Consider the following 14,495-nt stretch of genomic DNA (forward strand, 5'->3'; position numbering starts at 1 on the left):
CCCGGGCGGGCGCTTTTGCAACGCTGCACCATGCAACACTGTCGCAGTAGGAGGCACCATAAAGTGCCCGGCAAAAGCGTCGCAGCGCCCCCCCGCGGTCGGACCCTGCGCGGCAGACAGACGTCGTGCAAAAACGCGCGTCACTTCAACGCCTCCAGCTTGGATGCATCAATACTCATGCTCATGTAAGCACTCACGCCTGCGGCTACCGCTCTAAGTTCAACTCCAGCGTCAGAAAGCTCTGTGCGAAGCTTGTCAGCCTCAGAAAAGTGCCTTTCTTTGCGCAATTCTTGCCAACGTTTTGCAACAGAGCGCACGGTCGCAACATGGTCCCATTGTCCTTGTGAACCTGCGACAAATACTCCATCTAGAAGTTCTTCTTTCCACCAATAACCAGTGTCCGGCAAAAGAAGTCCAAGCAGATTTGCCGAAGCAACAAATTGCGCGGGATCTCCCTCGTCTGCGATATCCCTAAGTGCTGTCAGAGCCAAGGAGGTGTTTAGGTCATCAGCAAGGAGCGCAACGAACCAATTTGGCGGGCTTGAGGGTGTGTGTCCCCGAGCAATTTTCTGGAACTCAATCAAAGATTGTTCCGCCTCCCGCGCCTTCTCCGCCGTCCAGTCCATCGGCTTGCGATAGTGCGTCGAGAGGAAAACAAACCGGATCACCTCCCCCGGCACGCCCTGATCCAGCAAATCCCGCACCGTAAAGAAATTGCCCAAACTCTTGGACATCTTCTTGCCCTCGACCTGCAACATCTCGTTATGCAGCCAGTAGCGCGCGAACAGCCCCTCGGGATGGGCACAACAGCTTTGCGCGATCTCGTTCTCGTGGTGTGGGAACATCAGGTCATTGCCGCCCCCATGAATGTCGAAACTCTCCCCCAGCAACTCATGCGCCATCGCCGAGCACTCGATATGCCAGCCCGGCCGCCCCCTGCCCCATGGGCTCTCCCACCCCGGCAGATCATCGCCCGAGGGCTTCCACAGAACGAAATCCATCGGGTTGCGTTTATACGGCGCCACTTCGACCCGCGCACCCGCGATCATGTCATCAACCGAGCGCCCCGACAGCTTGCCATAATGCTCACGCCACGAATCCACGGCAAACAGAACATGTCCCTCCGCCTCATAGGCATGGCCCTTGACGATCAACCCCTCGATCATCGTCACCATCTGCGGAATATACTGCGTCGCGCGCGGCATGTGGTCCGGCTCCAGCGCCCCCAACTCCGCCATGTCGTCCAGAAACCACTGCGTCGTTTCCGCCGTGATCTCGCCAATCGCCCGCCCGCTCTCGGCGGCGCGCGCGTTGATCTTGTCGTCCACGTCGGTGAAATTGCGAACATAGGTGACGTGATCCGCCCCGTAGACATGCCGCAGCAGCCGGCAAAGCACGTCGAACACCACCACGGGCCGCGCATTGCCCAGATGCGCCCGGTCATAGACCGTCGGGCCACAGACATACATCCGCACATTGTCCTTATCGAGAGGCTCGAAAACCTCTTTTCGGCGGGTTCTGGTATTGTGCAGCCTGATCGTCGTCATCTTGTCCTCGCGCGCGGTCCCGCGGCGGGCTTAGCAACTTCGTGATCGCTTGGAAACACAAGACCGGCCCGCCTGAGAGAACTCAGCGGATAATGCAGCAGATAATGCAGGTTCCGGTCGTCATGTCCCCGCTTTAGGGCCATGCTGCGCGTCGGTCAAGCGCGTCGTATCACGGCGCGTTTGCGACATCGGTCGGAAACGGAACAGACAGGCCGCGCAGAATCGGGTGGGCTGATCACGACACAAGGGAGTGGCCACATGCATCCTCGCAGCAAGATTGCGCTGGTGATCCGCACCATCGGGGCGGAACGCGGTCGTGCGGCGCGCGGGCGTCCGGGGCGCGTCTGACGCCCCCACCCTGCCCTGACATTCCATAGGATTTCCAGACCCATGACCGAAACCCAAACGCGCCGCGCCGGTGGCCGCGCCGCCCGCCGTGAAGCCCGCTCCAACCCGCTCGACGCCGCCCTGCGCCCGGTGCGCCCCGGACAGGAGGGCGGCACTTACCACCCGCTCAGCCCGGCGCAGATGGACCGCATCCACCACGCCGTCCTCGACGCGCTGGAAGAGATCGGCCTAGCCGATGCGCCACCCTCGGGGGTGGCCTACCTGACCGGCGCCGGGGCGATCCTCGGCAGCGACGGGCGCATCCGCTTTCCCCGCGCCCTGATCGAGGACACGATCGCGCGCGCCAACAAATCCATAACCCTTTTCGGCCGCGATCCGCGCCATGACATGACCCTTTCGGGCAACCGCGTGCATTACGGCACGGCGGGGGCGGCGGTGCATGTGGTCGATGTCCAGACGCGCACCTATCGCGACAGCACGGTGCAGGATCTGCACGACGCGGCGCGGATTGCGGATCAACTGGACAACATCCATTTCGTGCAACGCCCGATGGTCTGCCGCGACATCACCGACAACCGCGAGATGGATCTGAACACGCTCTATGCCTGCTGTGCGGGCACCACCAAACATGTCGGCACCTCCTTTACCGAACCGGGTTTCGTGGCCGACGCGATGGCAATGCTGCACCTCATCGCGGGGGGCGAGGACAAATGGCGCGAGCGGCCATTTGTCAGCAATTCCAACTGCTTTGTCGTGCCGCCGATGAAATTCGCCACCGAATCCTGCCTGGTGATGGAGGAATGCATCCGCGGCGGCATGCCGGTGCTCCTGCTCAGCGCGGGTCAGGCCGGGGCCACCGCCCCCGCCCCCATCGCCGGGGCAATCGTGCAGGCCACGGCAGAATGCCTGGCCGGATTGGTCTATGTCAACGCGATCAAACCGGGCTTTCCGGCGATCTTCGGCACATGGCCCTTTGTCAGCGACCTGCGCACCGGCGCGATGTCGGGCGGCTCGGGCGAACAGGCGCTGCTGACCGCGGGCTGCGCGCAGATGCACAAGTATTACGGCCTGCCCGGCGGCGCCGCAGCGGGCATTGCCGATGCCAAGCTGCCGGACATGCAGGCCGGCTGGGAACAGGCCACCTCGAACGTCATGGCGGGGCTGTCGGGCCTCAACATGGTCTACGAGGCGGCGGGAATGCACGCCTCGCTCCTCGGGTTCTGCCTCGAATCGCTGATCCTCGGCGATGATCTCATCGGCCAGGCCCTGCGCTGCACACGCGGCATCGAGGTGGACGAGGACACGCTCAGCCTCGACGTGATCCGCGCGACCTGCATGGGCGGTCCGGGGCATTACCTCGGCGCGGCGCAAACCCTCGGGCGGATGCAGACCGACTATCTCTATCCCTGCCTCGCCAACCGCTCCTCTCCCAAGGAATGGGATGAACTGGGCAAGCCGGACCTGATCGCACAGGCGATCGCCAAAAAGGAAAAAATCCTGACCCAACGCGCCGCAGCCCGGTTCGATCCGGCAACCGATGCGGCAATCCGCAAGAGGTTCAAAATCCACCTGCCCGCCTGAGCATCGGCAGGATGACCTGAACCCGCCGCCTCAACGCATCTGACAGGATCGCTTGGGCGCGCGTTCAGGCGTCCTGCATGCTGAAGTGATCGGGAAAGCACAGCGCCACGCCCATCCGCACCGTCCTGAGCGCCTCTTCGCGGGAATAGGGCACGGCCATGGTCATCATGTCCAGCCACACCCCCTCGATCGCAACCCGGATCAGGCGGGCGGTGTGAACCGGATCGCGGCCATAACCGCCCTGCTCCGACAGGCGCGCGCAGATACCCTCAAGCACACGGGTATAGGCGTCGTCCTTGTCGCCACAGCTTGCCTGGTACATCGGTCGGCTCTGCGCCTCGCCCCAGAAACTGCACCATGCCGCAAGCCGCGCGGGCGTGCAGATCCTGGGGTTGAAATCCGCCTCGATCATCGCCCGCAACTGATCCGCAGGATCAGAACCGGCCGCGGCAAGCGCCTCGGTCCAGTTCTGGCGGTATTCCTCGGCCAGATAGGTCAGTGTTTCGGCCAGCAGGTTTTCCTTGGTCGCGAAATGAAACAGCACCAACCCGTGCGAGATGCCGGCAGTGCGTGCAACCTCCGTCAGGGTGGTCCGGGAATAACCACGGGACGCAAGGGTTTCAATCGTTGCTTCGATCAACTGGATGCGCCGCGATTCGCGGCTCATGGTGCGCGGCGGACGCGGGTCATCGGCGTGTTCGGGTCGGGTCAAGCGGGCCCCCTGCGTTGTGCTGACCCCTTTCTAGCGAATGGCGTGCCGGGCCGAAAGGGGATTCTCTGATTGACAATCCAGTCAGTCAAATGGCATCCTGATCCCACACCCCGTTCGCGAGCCTCCCATGTCCGCCACGCCACGCCGTGATCCAGACCAGCCCGGCAGCGCGCGCAGCGCAACCCCGCAGACCTCCGCATGACCTATGACGCGGTCATCATCGGCGCGGGGCATAACGGCCTGGTCGCCGCCTGCTATCTGGCGCGCGCGGGCCTCAGGGTCTGCGTGGTCGAGAAAAACGACTGGATCGGCGGCGCCGCGGTCAGCCGCGAGCTTTACCCCGGCTTCACCTATTCCAACTGCTCTTATGTCTGCAGCCTGTTTCGCCCCGAAATCATGCGCGATCTGGAACTGCCCCGGCACGGGCTTCAGATCCTGCCCTACGAGGGTGGCGCGATGTTCACCGAAACCGGCGGCTATCTGGGCATGTTCCGCGACCACGAGGCCAACCGCCGCGAAATGGCCCGGCATTCGCCGCGCGATGCGGAAAACTATGACCGCTACCTGCGCGACCTCATGCGCCATTGCCGGTTCATCCGCCCGCTTCTGATGCGCCGACCGCCCGACCTGGCCAGCTTCCGGCCACGCGATCTGTCCGAACTGGCATGGCTCGGCAAGCAGATTTCCGGCATGTCAGAGGCCGCGATCTGCGACATGCTGCGGTTCTGGACTATATCGATCTCCGACTATCTCGACGAATATTTCGAGAACCCGGTGGTCAAGGCCTATCAGGCAGTGGGCGCGATCATCGGCACCGCACTGGGGCCGATGTCGCCGGGCACGGCCTATGTGCTCCTGCATCACGCGATGGGCGATGTGGATGGCAATGTCGGCGCCTGGGGCTATGCGCGTGGCGGCATGGGGGCGATCACCCGCGCGCTTGCCGACAGCTTCAGGGCCTCGGGCGGCGAATTGCGCGCGGGCGTGGGCGTCGAGCGGGTTCTGGTGCGCGACGGGCGCGCCACCGGCGTCGTTCTGGCCGATGGCGACGAAATCCGCGCATCGCGGGTGGTGTCGAACATGGACGTGCGGCGCACCTTCCTCGGCCATGTCGAGGCCAACGATCTGCCCGATGGTTTTCTCAAGCGGGTGCGCACCTTCAAGACGCGCGGCTCCTCGGGCAAGCTCAACATCGCGCTTGACGGCCTGCCCCGCTTTACCGCGCTGCCCGAGGGCGCGCCGATGATCCGGGGCGATCTGCATTTCACCGACTCCATCGAAAGGATGGAACTGGCCTATGACGACTGGAAATCCGGTCACTTCAGCCGCGATCCGTTCCAGGACATGATGATCCCCACCACGATTGATCCGACAATGACCCCGCCGGGCAAGCATTTCATGTCCTCCTTCGTGCAATATGCCCCGCCGAAAATCGCGGGAAAGGACTGGACGCATGCCGACCGCGACGCCTTTGGCGAGGCCTGCATCGCGCAGATCGAACGCGCCGCCCCCGGTTTCCGCGATCTCATCCTGCATGTCGAGGTGCGCACCCCGCGCGAGCTTGAGGCCGAGGTCGGGCTGACCGAGGGCAACATCTTTCAGGGCGAGCTGACCTTTGATCAGATGTTCTTCAACCGCCCCGTGCCGGGCTATGCCGATTACCGCAGCCCGATCCGCGGCCTGTGGCTCTGCGGCTCGTCCACCCATCCGGGCGGCGGCGTGATGGGCGCGCCGGGGCGCAATGCGGCGGCAGAGATCCTGCGCGACATGAAACGGCCTCTGGATGACATGAGGGACGCCTATGCCGTCCTTTGACACCATTGTCATCGGCGCGGGGCCGAACGGGCTTGCGGCGGCGCACCGCCTGGCCTCGCGCGGCGACCGGGTGCTGGTGCTGGAGCGCGGGACAACTCCCGGCGGCGGCGCGGCGGGCGCGGAATTTGCCCCCGGATTTGCCGCCATGCCCCTCGCGCATCTGAGCTACAATCTCGATGCCCGCGTGGCCCGCACGATGGATCTGCCGCGCCACGGGTTGCGGTGGGCCAATGCAAATCTCGCCACCACGGCGCTCTCGGCCACGGGCGCGCATCTGCGGCTCGAAGGGCCGCTGGGCCTGACGCTCACGGGCGAGGTCAGCGACAGGGACCGCGCCGCCTGGGCCGGACTGCGCGCGCGTCTCCTGCGCTTTGCCGGGGTGCTGGCGCCGTTGCGCGGGATGACCCCGCCTCGGCTGGCAAAGGGCGTCGGCAACCCGATGGGACAGCTTGCCAAAATCGCCCTGCGCGCGCGCATGATGGGGGCAGACGAGTTTCGCGAGTTGGGCCGCATCTTCCTGACCAATGTGCATGACCTGCTGGACGATGAACTTGAAACGCCGCTCCTGAAGGGCGCGCTTGCCCTCGATGCGACGCTGGGCATCTGGCTGGGGCCGCGCTCACCCAATTCCGTCCTGCCCTGGCTCGATCGTCTGGCGGGGGCCACTGACGGCGCGCAGGCGGCCCTCGGTCTGCCCATGGGCGGAATGGCGACGCTTGGCGCGGCCATGGCGCGGGCGGCAGAGGCGGCGGGGGCGACAATCCGCTGCAACGCCGCCGTGGCGCAGATCCTGACCGACGGCGACACGGTGCAGGGCCTGCGCCTCGCGGATGGCGAGGAACTGAGCGCGGCGCGCATCGTGTCGTCCCTCGCCCCGAAAACCACGCTCCTGTCGCTGGTCGGCGCGCGGCATCTGGATGCGGGCCAAACCACCCGCGCGCGCCACCTCAAGACGCGCGGCGGCGCCGCCAAACTGCATCTGGCACTCAGCGCCGCACCGGACTTCCGGGGTGCCGCTCTTGGCGACCGGCTGGTGATCGCAGGCTCCGAACACGCTGTCGAACGCGCCTTCAATCCGGCGAAATACGGTCGCACACCCCAGGCCCCGGTCATGGAAATCGTGATCCCGACGGTGCATGACCCCACGCTTGCCCCGGCGGGTCAGCACATCCTGTCGGCCATCGTGCAATACGCCCCCCCTGCCCCCGCCGATCCCGACGCCGCGCGCACCGCGATGCTGGACGCGAGCCTCAGGGTGCTGGAGGACCATGCGCCGGGCATCGGCGCGCTGATCCTCAAGGCCGAGATGCTGATGCCCCATGACATCGAGACCCGCTGGGGCCTGCCCGGCGGCAACTGGCATGCCGGAGAACTGAGCGTCGAGCAGATGCTGTTCCTGCGTCCCCTGCCCGGTCTGTCGCAATATCAGGGACCGATCAAGGGCCTGTGGCTCGCCTCGGCAGGCTGTCATCCGGGCGGCGGCGTCTCGGGCACGGCTGGCTGGAACGCGGCGCTGGCGATGGAAAGGGCGGGCAAATGACCGATCTGCGCCATTACCAGACCCCGCTGCGGCAGACCCCGTTTCACCCCCGCACCTCAGCCGCCAACAGGCTGCACGCCTGGGCCCCCTGGGCGGGCTATGCAACGGTCCAGACCTATGACGACCTCGCGATGGAACATTCGGCGATCCGCAATGCGGCCACGCTCTATGACCTCTGCCCGATGATCAAGTACCGCATCGAGGGAACCGACGCCGCCGCCTGCCTCAATCGCCTGACGGTGCGCGACGCGGACAGGCTGGCTGTGGGCGGCGTGCATTACACCGTCTGGTGCGACGATGCGGGCCACCTGATCGACGACGGCACGCTCTTTCGCCTCGCGCCCGACCGCTACCGGCTCTGCTGTCAGGAACGGCACCTGCCCTGGCTGCTCGACTCGGCCTTTGGCTTTGACGTGCGGATCACCGACGAGACCGGGGAAATCGCGGCGCTGGCATTGCAGGGGCCGACCTCGGCCGTGGTGCTGCGCGCGGCGGGGTTCGACATCGACACTCTGAAACCGTTTCGCATGGCCGAATTTCCCTTTGCGGGCGGGCATCTGACGATCTCGCGCACCGGCTTCACCGGCGATCTGGGATATGAATTGTGGACCACTCCCGATCTGGCCCTGCCGCTCTGGGATAGCCTGACGGACGCGGGCGCGCTCTACGGCCTGCGCCCGGTCGGCTCCGAGGCGCTCAACATCGCGCGACTCGAGGCCGGGTTCATCATCGCCGGTCAGGATTTCACCCCCGCCCCGCACTGCCTGCGCGAGGATCGCCTGCGCAGCCCGCTGGAAATGGGGCTTGGCTGGCTGATCGACTGGGACAAGGGACAGTTCACCGGTCGCCGCGCCCTCCTGCGACAGCGCGAGCGCGGCCCGCACTGGGCCTTTGTCGGTCTCGAAATCGAGGGGAATGTCGCCGCCGAGGGCGCGATCCTCTACCACAACCGCAAGACCGAGATCGGCGTCATCACCGGCGCCTGCTGGTCGCCCACGCTCAAGACCAGCATCGCACTCGCGCAGGTCAAGGCGCGGCATGCCAAGGGCGGCAATCTCTGGGCCGAGATCTACGCCCTGCGCGAATTGCACTATGCCCGGATGATGATGCCCGCGCGGGTGGTGGCGCGGCCATTCTTCAACCCGACGCGCAAACGCCAGACACCACCGGGAAAACTGTGATGACCGATCCGCAAACCCCTGCCCGCTCGCCCCGCCTTGATCATTGCCCCGAGGGGCTGCCGCGCGCCGCCTATATCGACCCGGACTGGTTCGGGCGCGAAATGGCCGGGATATTCTCCCGCCACTGGGTGATGGCGGGCCGACTGGCCGATCTGACCCCCGGCACCATGCGCCGCGTTCGCGTGGGGGCCGCCGAGGCCATCCTGTGCCGAAACGCATCAGGTCATCTCGCGGCCTTTCACAACCTCTGCCGCCACCGCGGGGCCGAACTCTGCCGCGGCGAGGTCGAACCCCTGGGCCGCCTCATCACCTGCCCCTATCACGCCTGGGCCTATGCGGCGCAGGACGGGCGGCTGGTCTCGACCGCCTTTGCCAGACCAACCGGGGATTTCCGGCCCGAGGATCACGGCCTCATCCCGCTCTGCCTGCGGATCTGGGCCGGGTTCGTCTTTCTGTCGGCGGCGACGAACCCGCCTGACCTCTGGTCGGACGTGTCGCTTTCCACCCTCGACAACTGGCCGATGCAGGATCTCGTCACCGGGCACCGGCACACCGTCGATCTCGCCTGCAACTGGAAGGTGTTTTGGGAAAACTACTCCGAATGCCTGCACTGCCCCGGCATCCATCCCGAACTCAGCGATCTGGTGCCGATCTATGCCAGCGGCCTGATGGCGCCCTCGGAATCTCTCGACTGGATACCCGGCACAGCCCCCGAACCCGCCCTGAAACCGGGCGCGCAGAGCTGGACCATGACCGGCGCCGCCTGCGGCCCCGCCTTTGCCGACCTGAACGACGAGGAACGCGCCGCCGGTCACAGCTTTGTCACGCTCTGGCCCTCGGCCTTTGTCGTCGCGCATGTGGATCATGTCCGCTCGGTGCGCCTGACGCCGCTTGGCCCGGACCGGACCCGGCTGACCGCAGAGTGGTATTTTGCGCCCCAAACGCTGGCCCGGCCCGATTTCGACGCCGCAGAGGTCGCGGCCTTTGCCAGAACCGTTCTCGCGCAGGACGGTGCCGCCGCCGAGATGACACAGCGCGGCATGGCCTCGCCCGCCTTCACCCATGCGCGCCTCATGCCCGAGGAATATGAAATCCACCGATTTCACCAATGGATCAGGACAGAAATGGAGAACCCGTCATGACCAGACTCCCCTATCCCACCCTCCCCGTGCCAAACGACTGGGACCGCAGGGGCCTGCCGGCATGGACCTATCACTCCGAGGCGATGTTCGCGCTGGAACGCGAACAGCTGTTCCTCACCCACTGGCAACTGGCCGGACACGAATGCGACATTCCCGCCCCCGGCGACTGGCTGGGCTTTGACCTGCTGGGCGAGCGCGCGGTGGTGATGCGCGGCGCGGACGGGGTGGTGCGGGCATTCCACAACCTCTGCCGTCACCGGGGCGCGCGGGTCGTCGCGGGGGACTCGGGCCATTGCAAGGGGGCCATCGTCTGTCCGTTCCACGGCTGGGTCTATGATCTTGACGGGGGCCTGCGCGGCCCCGCCCGGCCATCCTCCTTTGGCGAGATGGAGCGCGCGCAATTCGGCCTCAAGCCGGTCGAGATGGAGATATTTCACGGCTTCATCTTCCTGCGCTTTGCCCCCGGCCCGCAGCCGCCCGTCGCCGATCTTCTGGCCCCCTTCGCCAAGGATTTCGCAGCCTACAAGATATCCGATGTCCTGCCCGCAGGCAGAACGAAATGGGAAAACGATCTGCCGGTGAACTGGAAATCCGTCCGCGACGTGGACAATGAGGGCTATCATGTCGCCATGGCGCATCCCGGCCTGCAAGAGCTTTACGGGCGCACCTACCGCGATCTCAATCTGGCCAACGGGCTGACCGTTTCGGTGGGATGGTTCGGCGATGCGCCGGGGCGCGGCTGGTCGGTGCGGCATTATATCCGCCTGGCCCCGGACCGCCCGGACCTGCCGAAACATCTGCAACGGGCCTGGACCTACTATGGCCTTTTCCCCAACACCGTCATCGCGATGACACCCGAAGGCGCGCAGTTCTATCAGGATCTGCCCCTGTCGGCCAGCGTGACGCGGCTGACCGGGCGGCTCTACCGCCACCCCGACGAAACCCGGCAGGCGCGACTGGCGCGCTATCTGTCCTATCGCATCGACCGCGACACCTCTGTCGAGGATCAGCAGCTCTCGATCTGGTCCAACGAATCGATGAAATCCTCCTCCTTCGAGGGATTTCATCTCTCGGATCTCGAATACGGCCTGCGTTGCCACCATGACGGGCTGCGCCACCTCATGCCGGTCATGACGCTGCCCGACGCTCCGCCCGAGCACGATATCGCGCGACGGAATGCCGAAATGTCACAACTTTCAGCACCCGATGCATAGGCAGCGCCGCGTCACCCCGTCTGATCCATTCACCCTCCTGCGCACGCCTCTGGGCAAGGCCGGATCGGGGCGGGTGCGCTATGGCGCGGCAATGGCGCTCTGGCGCGACGGGCATATGAACGAGGCGCAGTTGGAGGTCTATCGCGAGGCCTCCGCCCATGACGACCGCAATCCTCTGGTCATGCTGCACGATCGCGGCCTGCCCGCAGTATCGACATGACTCGAAACTCGCCCCCTCCAGCCCGCACCGGATGACAGCCCGCGCCTCAGCGCAATGCTTCAGCCTCGGCAACAGGGTCCAGCGCGGCACCGGCGCCAAGCGCGTCCAGAAAGCGGTCGATCATTTCGGTCCCAACCTCTGACGCCGCGCGATAGCCCTCGCCGCCGCCGTCCGAAACGCTCAGCGCCACCTGCCACCCTTCCGGCGTCTGGCAGGCGACAAGCCGCGTCCGCCCCGCCTCCGCCGCGATCAGGCGGCAGAGACCGCGCTCCGTCTCGAACGTGCCCAGCACCCGCGCCGTGCCCAGCCCCGCCACATCGGCGGTTTCACCAGTGGAAACCCCGGCGAGCGCCTCCGCCACCTCCTGCAGGCCCGTCGCAGAGGGCGGCGCATCCCGCAGACCCCACCCGATCCCGACCCCGACGACCAGAGAGGCGGCCAATGCCATCGGCCAGACCGCACGAACCAGGCGATGCGGTCGAATCTCGACCACGCGCGGCGCGGTGTCGTCCCGTGCGGCAGATACCGCATGAACCGCCGCGACCAGCCGCCCGGGCACCGGCCCCTGGACAAAGGCGTCGCGCAACGCCTCTCGGGTGTCGGCAAATACCGCGTAGCGCGCGGCCAGCGAGCCGTCCCGCGCGATCCGGTCGCGCAACGCCATGGCGTCGGCATCCTCCATCTCACCATCCGCAAGGGCCATCAGCATCTCGTCACTCACTTCTTCCTGCATGCGCTCGCTCATCGCGCCTCTCCTTTTCTGCGCCTGCCCTCCGCGCGACGCGCGTCAAGACCAATATCTCCGGCCAGCGTCATGCGGGCGCGCGCCAGACGGCTCATCACCGTGCCAACCGGCATGTCGAGCGTCTCCGCCACCTCCCGATAGCGCAGACCCTCAACACAAACGAGCATCAGAACTTCGCGCTGATCCTGCGGCAGCCGATCCATCGCGGCCCGCACCCGCGCCAGATCCAGCCGTGCCTCGGTCACCTGCCGCCCGTCCACGCCCATCAGCTCGCCTGTAGACTCATCGTCCAGACGCACCATCGGACGCGCCGCCCGATACTGATCGATCCAGGTGTTGCGCATGATCCGGAACAGCCAGCTGTCAAGCCGCGTGCCCGGCTTGAAACTGTCAATACTGCGGAGTGCCTTCTCGACTGTCAGCTGCACCAGATCATCGGCCTGATCCCAGCCCGGGGCGAGCGAACGGGCAAAGGCCCGCAGCCGGGGCAGCAGGATCACGATCTGATCTCGAACAGTCTCGGCCACGCGCTATTTCCTTCACGCAGGGTTGGCTGACATGCACCACAAAGGGAACAACGCTGCCGATACAGGTTTAATCCCGATCTCACCGGAGAAATAGTTTGACGGGACGTGAATGAAACCGGGCGTTTTCGCGTTACTGTCTTTCGGGGAGCACCGCACTGTGCGCACCGCGCAGGAAAGGAACCGATGACCGATGAACGATGACCAGAATGATCGCCCCGACCCGCGCCGCCGCCAACTGCTCCAGCGTATCGGCCTGGCCGGTGTGACAGCCTACACCGCCCCCGCCCTGACACATCTGGGCATGGCACATGCCTCCGGTGGCGGCGGCAGCGGCGGTAGTGGCGGCGGCGATCAGGGCGGCTCCGGGCCATCGCGACCATGGCCATTCCAGCGGCGCAGGCGCATCCAGCGGCGCGCGCCCCAAAGGGCTACGCCCCCGCCACCGCCCGAAATCATCCTTTACCTGCCCTCTGGCGCAACCGTAGACGCCGCTGTCGCGGAGGGCTACGCCATACGCGACAGCGCACCGAACGCGGCGATGGCAGGCACGCTCTACCGCCTGTCCCTGCCCGAGAACCGCAGCCTCGACGCAGCCCGCGCCGAGCTTTCGGCCTTGCTCCCCGCCGGGATTGCGGATGAAAACCACTATTACACCCCGGATGATTTCCTCTGCGACACCGACGGCTGCGCAGCCCACGCGATGATCGGCTGGGATGGCTGGCCCGGCATCCATGCCCCGCGCATCGGGATGATCGACACCGGCATCAATGCCGACCACCCGGCGCTCGAAGGCCAGGCGCTGACCGTCCATCAGGCCGATCTGGGCGGGCGCGATCCCGCCGGACGAAAACATGGCACGGCGATCGCCTCCATGCTGATCGGGCGGCTGGATTACCGCGTGCCCGGTCTCCTGCCCAACGCCGAACTGATCGCGGTCGAGGCCTTCCACAACGGCTATTACGGCGAACAGGCGGATGTGTTTTCGCTGGCCGGAGCCATCGACATTCTGCTCGGCAGCAATGTCAGCGTCATCAACATGAGCTTTTCCGGCCCGCACAACGCGGTGCTGGAGCAGGTGATCGCCCGCGCCGCCGAGGCCGAGGTTGCCATCGTCGCCGCCGCGGGCAATGACGGACCCGGTGCCGACCCGGCCTATCCCGCCGCCTTCGAGCGGGTGCTGGCCGTGACCGCCATCGACGCGCAACAGCGCCCCTACCGGCAGGCCAATCGCGGCCCCTACATCAATTTCGCCGCCCCCGGCGTCCGAATCTGGGCGGCCGCTTCGCTGTCGGGCGGGCGGTTGCATTCCGGCACCTCCTACGCAGCCCCTTTCGTGACTGCCTCGCTGGCGGTTCAGCGGTTGCGCGCGCCCGCCCTGCCTCTCGGCCAGACCATCGCCGAGATGTCGCGCTGCGCGCGGGATCTGGGGGATCCGGGGCATGATCCGGTCTTTGGTCATGGCCTGGTGGCCGCACCCGGGCAATGTTTCGCCGATGACGCACAGGTTCTTCCGGCCTCGGGGGAATAAACGGGGATCAGGGCCGTTTTCATGAGGACCACCGGATGCGGTGGCCGGAATGAAAACCAGGGAGATTGATAGGATGACACAGCAAGATACACCCGACCTGTCGCGGCGGCGCGCGCTGACCCGGCTGGGCCTCGCAACCGGGCTGGCCTATGTGGCGCCGGTGATGATGCATCTGGGTGCCGCCCACGCCTCTGGCGGCGGCGGTGGAGGCGGCGGAGGTGGTTCCGGCGGCGGCGGCTCCGGCGGAGGTTCAGGCGGCGGTTCCGGGGGTGGTTCCGGCGGCGGTTCAGGCGGTTCCGGTCCCTCGGGCAGAGGGCGGGACGGGCGCGCGGGAACACGCGGCGTCGTCGACGGTGTGCGCGGCGCGCTTCGCGGTCTGGGGGTCATACGCTGAC

General features: G+C 66.1%; 13 protein-coding genes. 9 read left to right on the forward strand and 4 right to left on the reverse strand.

The features are described from left to right. Window positions 1–140 precede the first annotated feature (140 nt). Window positions 141–1,547 (reverse strand): cysteine--tRNA ligase, encoded by a 1,407-nt coding sequence (cysS, locus tag BSG08_RS05860; RefSeq protein WP_093033551.1) that lies wholly within the window; start codon window positions 1,545–1,547, stop codon window positions 141–143. Between the two features lie 390 nt (window positions 1,548–1,937). Here cysS and BSG08_RS05870 point away from each other — a divergent pair, with 390 nt between their 5' ends. Then, complete coding sequence (locus tag BSG08_RS05870; RefSeq protein ID WP_175544705.1) at window positions 1,938–3,476, forward strand: trimethylamine methyltransferase family protein; 1,539 nt, start codon at window positions 1,938–1,940, stop codon at window positions 3,474–3,476. A 64-nt stretch (window positions 3,477–3,540) separates the two neighbouring features. Here the strand turns inward: BSG08_RS05870 and BSG08_RS05875 are convergent, their stop codons facing one another. Then, window positions 3,541–4,188, reverse strand: a complete 648-nt coding sequence (locus BSG08_RS05875) for a TetR family transcriptional regulator C-terminal domain-containing protein (protein ID WP_139274539.1) — start codon at window positions 4,186–4,188, stop codon at window positions 3,541–3,543. 198 nt (window positions 4,189–4,386) lie between these two features. Here BSG08_RS05875 and BSG08_RS05880 point away from each other — a divergent pair, with 198 nt between their 5' ends. The 6 genes from BSG08_RS05880 to BSG08_RS05905 are packed head-to-tail and all read left to right on the forward strand — an operon-like array spanning window position 4,387 to window position 11,300. After that, the gene (locus BSG08_RS05880) at window positions 4,387–6,003 is read left to right on the forward strand and encodes a phytoene desaturase family protein (protein WP_093033562.1); all 1,617 of its coding nucleotides are present in this window, start codon (window positions 4,387–4,389) and stop codon (window positions 6,001–6,003) included. After that, window positions 5,990–7,543, forward strand: a complete 1,554-nt coding sequence (locus BSG08_RS05885) for a phytoene desaturase family protein (RefSeq protein WP_093033565.1) — start codon at window positions 5,990–5,992, stop codon at window positions 7,541–7,543. Before BSG08_RS05880 ends, BSG08_RS05885 begins: the two co-directional genes overlap by 14 nt. Next, the gene (locus BSG08_RS05890) at window positions 7,540–8,724 is read left to right on the forward strand and encodes an aminomethyl transferase family protein (RefSeq protein ID WP_093033568.1); all 1,185 of its coding nucleotides are present in this window, start codon (window positions 7,540–7,542) and stop codon (window positions 8,722–8,724) included. Before BSG08_RS05885 ends, BSG08_RS05890 begins: the two co-directional genes overlap by 4 nt. Beyond that, entirely contained in the window at window positions 8,724–9,866 is a 1,143-nt protein-coding gene (locus BSG08_RS05895) for an aromatic ring-hydroxylating oxygenase subunit alpha (RefSeq protein WP_093033571.1), read from the forward strand. Before BSG08_RS05890 ends, BSG08_RS05895 begins: the two co-directional genes overlap by 1 nt. Further along, window positions 9,863–11,080, forward strand: coding sequence for an aromatic ring-hydroxylating oxygenase subunit alpha (locus BSG08_RS05900; protein WP_093033573.1), 1,218 nt, complete (start codon window positions 9,863–9,865; stop codon window positions 11,078–11,080). Before BSG08_RS05895 ends, BSG08_RS05900 begins: the two co-directional genes overlap by 4 nt. Next, window positions 11,073–11,300 (forward strand): hypothetical protein, encoded by a 228-nt coding sequence (locus BSG08_RS05905; protein ID WP_093033576.1) that lies wholly within the window; start codon window positions 11,073–11,075, stop codon window positions 11,298–11,300. Before BSG08_RS05900 ends, BSG08_RS05905 begins: the two co-directional genes overlap by 8 nt. Window positions 11,301–11,346: 46 nt before the next feature. Here BSG08_RS05905 and BSG08_RS05910 read toward each other — a convergent pair whose 3' ends face one another. Then, window positions 11,347–12,045: an anti-sigma factor family protein gene (locus BSG08_RS05910; protein ID WP_093033579.1), complete on the reverse strand. Its 699-nt coding sequence runs from the start codon at window positions 12,043–12,045 to the stop codon at window positions 11,347–11,349. Beyond that, window positions 12,042–12,572 carry a sigma-70 family RNA polymerase sigma factor gene (locus tag BSG08_RS05915; protein ID WP_093033583.1) on the reverse strand — a complete coding sequence of 177 codons (531 nt, stop codon included), beginning with the start codon at window positions 12,570–12,572 and terminating at the stop codon, window positions 12,042–12,044. Before BSG08_RS05915 ends, BSG08_RS05910 begins: the two co-directional genes overlap by 4 nt. Window positions 12,573–12,762: 190 nt before the next feature. Here BSG08_RS05915 and BSG08_RS05920 point away from each other — a divergent pair, with 190 nt between their 5' ends. Both BSG08_RS05920 and BSG08_RS19430 read left to right on the forward strand, forming a co-directional pair. Then, window positions 12,763–14,100, forward strand: a complete 1,338-nt coding sequence (locus BSG08_RS05920; RefSeq protein WP_245770607.1) for a S8 family serine peptidase — start codon at window positions 12,763–12,765, stop codon at window positions 14,098–14,100. A 73-nt stretch (window positions 14,101–14,173) separates the two neighbouring features. After that, window positions 14,174–14,494 (forward strand): hypothetical protein, encoded by a 321-nt coding sequence (locus BSG08_RS19430; RefSeq protein ID WP_175544706.1) that lies wholly within the window; start codon window positions 14,174–14,176, stop codon window positions 14,492–14,494. Window position 14,495 lies beyond the last annotated feature (1 nt).

It is taken from the genome of Roseovarius azorensis (genome assembly GCF_900109455.1).
GTDB classification, from domain to species: Bacteria; Pseudomonadota; Alphaproteobacteria; order Rhodobacterales; family Rhodobacteraceae; genus Roseovarius; species Roseovarius azorensis.

What these genes read in the sequence shown, in the direction of transcription:
- cysS (WP_093033551.1), bottom strand. Translation starts at nt 1,547, where the DNA reads ATGACGACGATCAGGCTGCACAATACCAGAACCCGCCGAAAAGAGGTT.
- BSG08_RS05870 (WP_175544705.1), top strand. Translation starts at nt 1,938, where the DNA reads ATGACCGAAACCCAAACGCGCCGCGCCGGTGGCCGCGCCGCCCGCCGT.
- BSG08_RS05880 (WP_093033562.1), top strand. Translation starts at nt 4,387, where the DNA reads ATGACCTATGACGCGGTCATCATCGGCGCGGGGCATAACGGCCTGGTC.
- BSG08_RS05885 (WP_093033565.1), top strand. Translation starts at nt 5,990, where the DNA reads ATGCCGTCCTTTGACACCATTGTCATCGGCGCGGGGCCGAACGGGCTT.
- BSG08_RS05890 (WP_093033568.1), top strand. Translation starts at nt 7,540, where the DNA reads ATGACCGATCTGCGCCATTACCAGACCCCGCTGCGGCAGACCCCGTTT.
- BSG08_RS05895 (WP_093033571.1), top strand. Translation starts at nt 8,724, where the DNA reads ATGACCGATCCGCAAACCCCTGCCCGCTCGCCCCGCCTTGATCATTGC.
- BSG08_RS05900 (WP_093033573.1), top strand. Translation starts at nt 9,863, where the DNA reads ATGACCAGACTCCCCTATCCCACCCTCCCCGTGCCAAACGACTGGGAC.
- BSG08_RS05905 (WP_093033576.1), top strand. Translation starts at nt 11,073, where the DNA reads ATGCATAGGCAGCGCCGCGTCACCCCGTCTGATCCATTCACCCTCCTG.
- BSG08_RS05910 (WP_093033579.1), bottom strand. Translation starts at nt 12,045, where the DNA reads ATGAGCGAGCGCATGCAGGAAGAAGTGAGTGACGAGATGCTGATGGCC.
- BSG08_RS05920 (WP_245770607.1), top strand. Translation starts at nt 12,763, where the DNA reads ATGAACGATGACCAGAATGATCGCCCCGACCCGCGCCGCCGCCAACTG.
- BSG08_RS19430 (WP_175544706.1), top strand. Translation starts at nt 14,174, where the DNA reads ATGACACAGCAAGATACACCCGACCTGTCGCGGCGGCGCGCGCTGACC.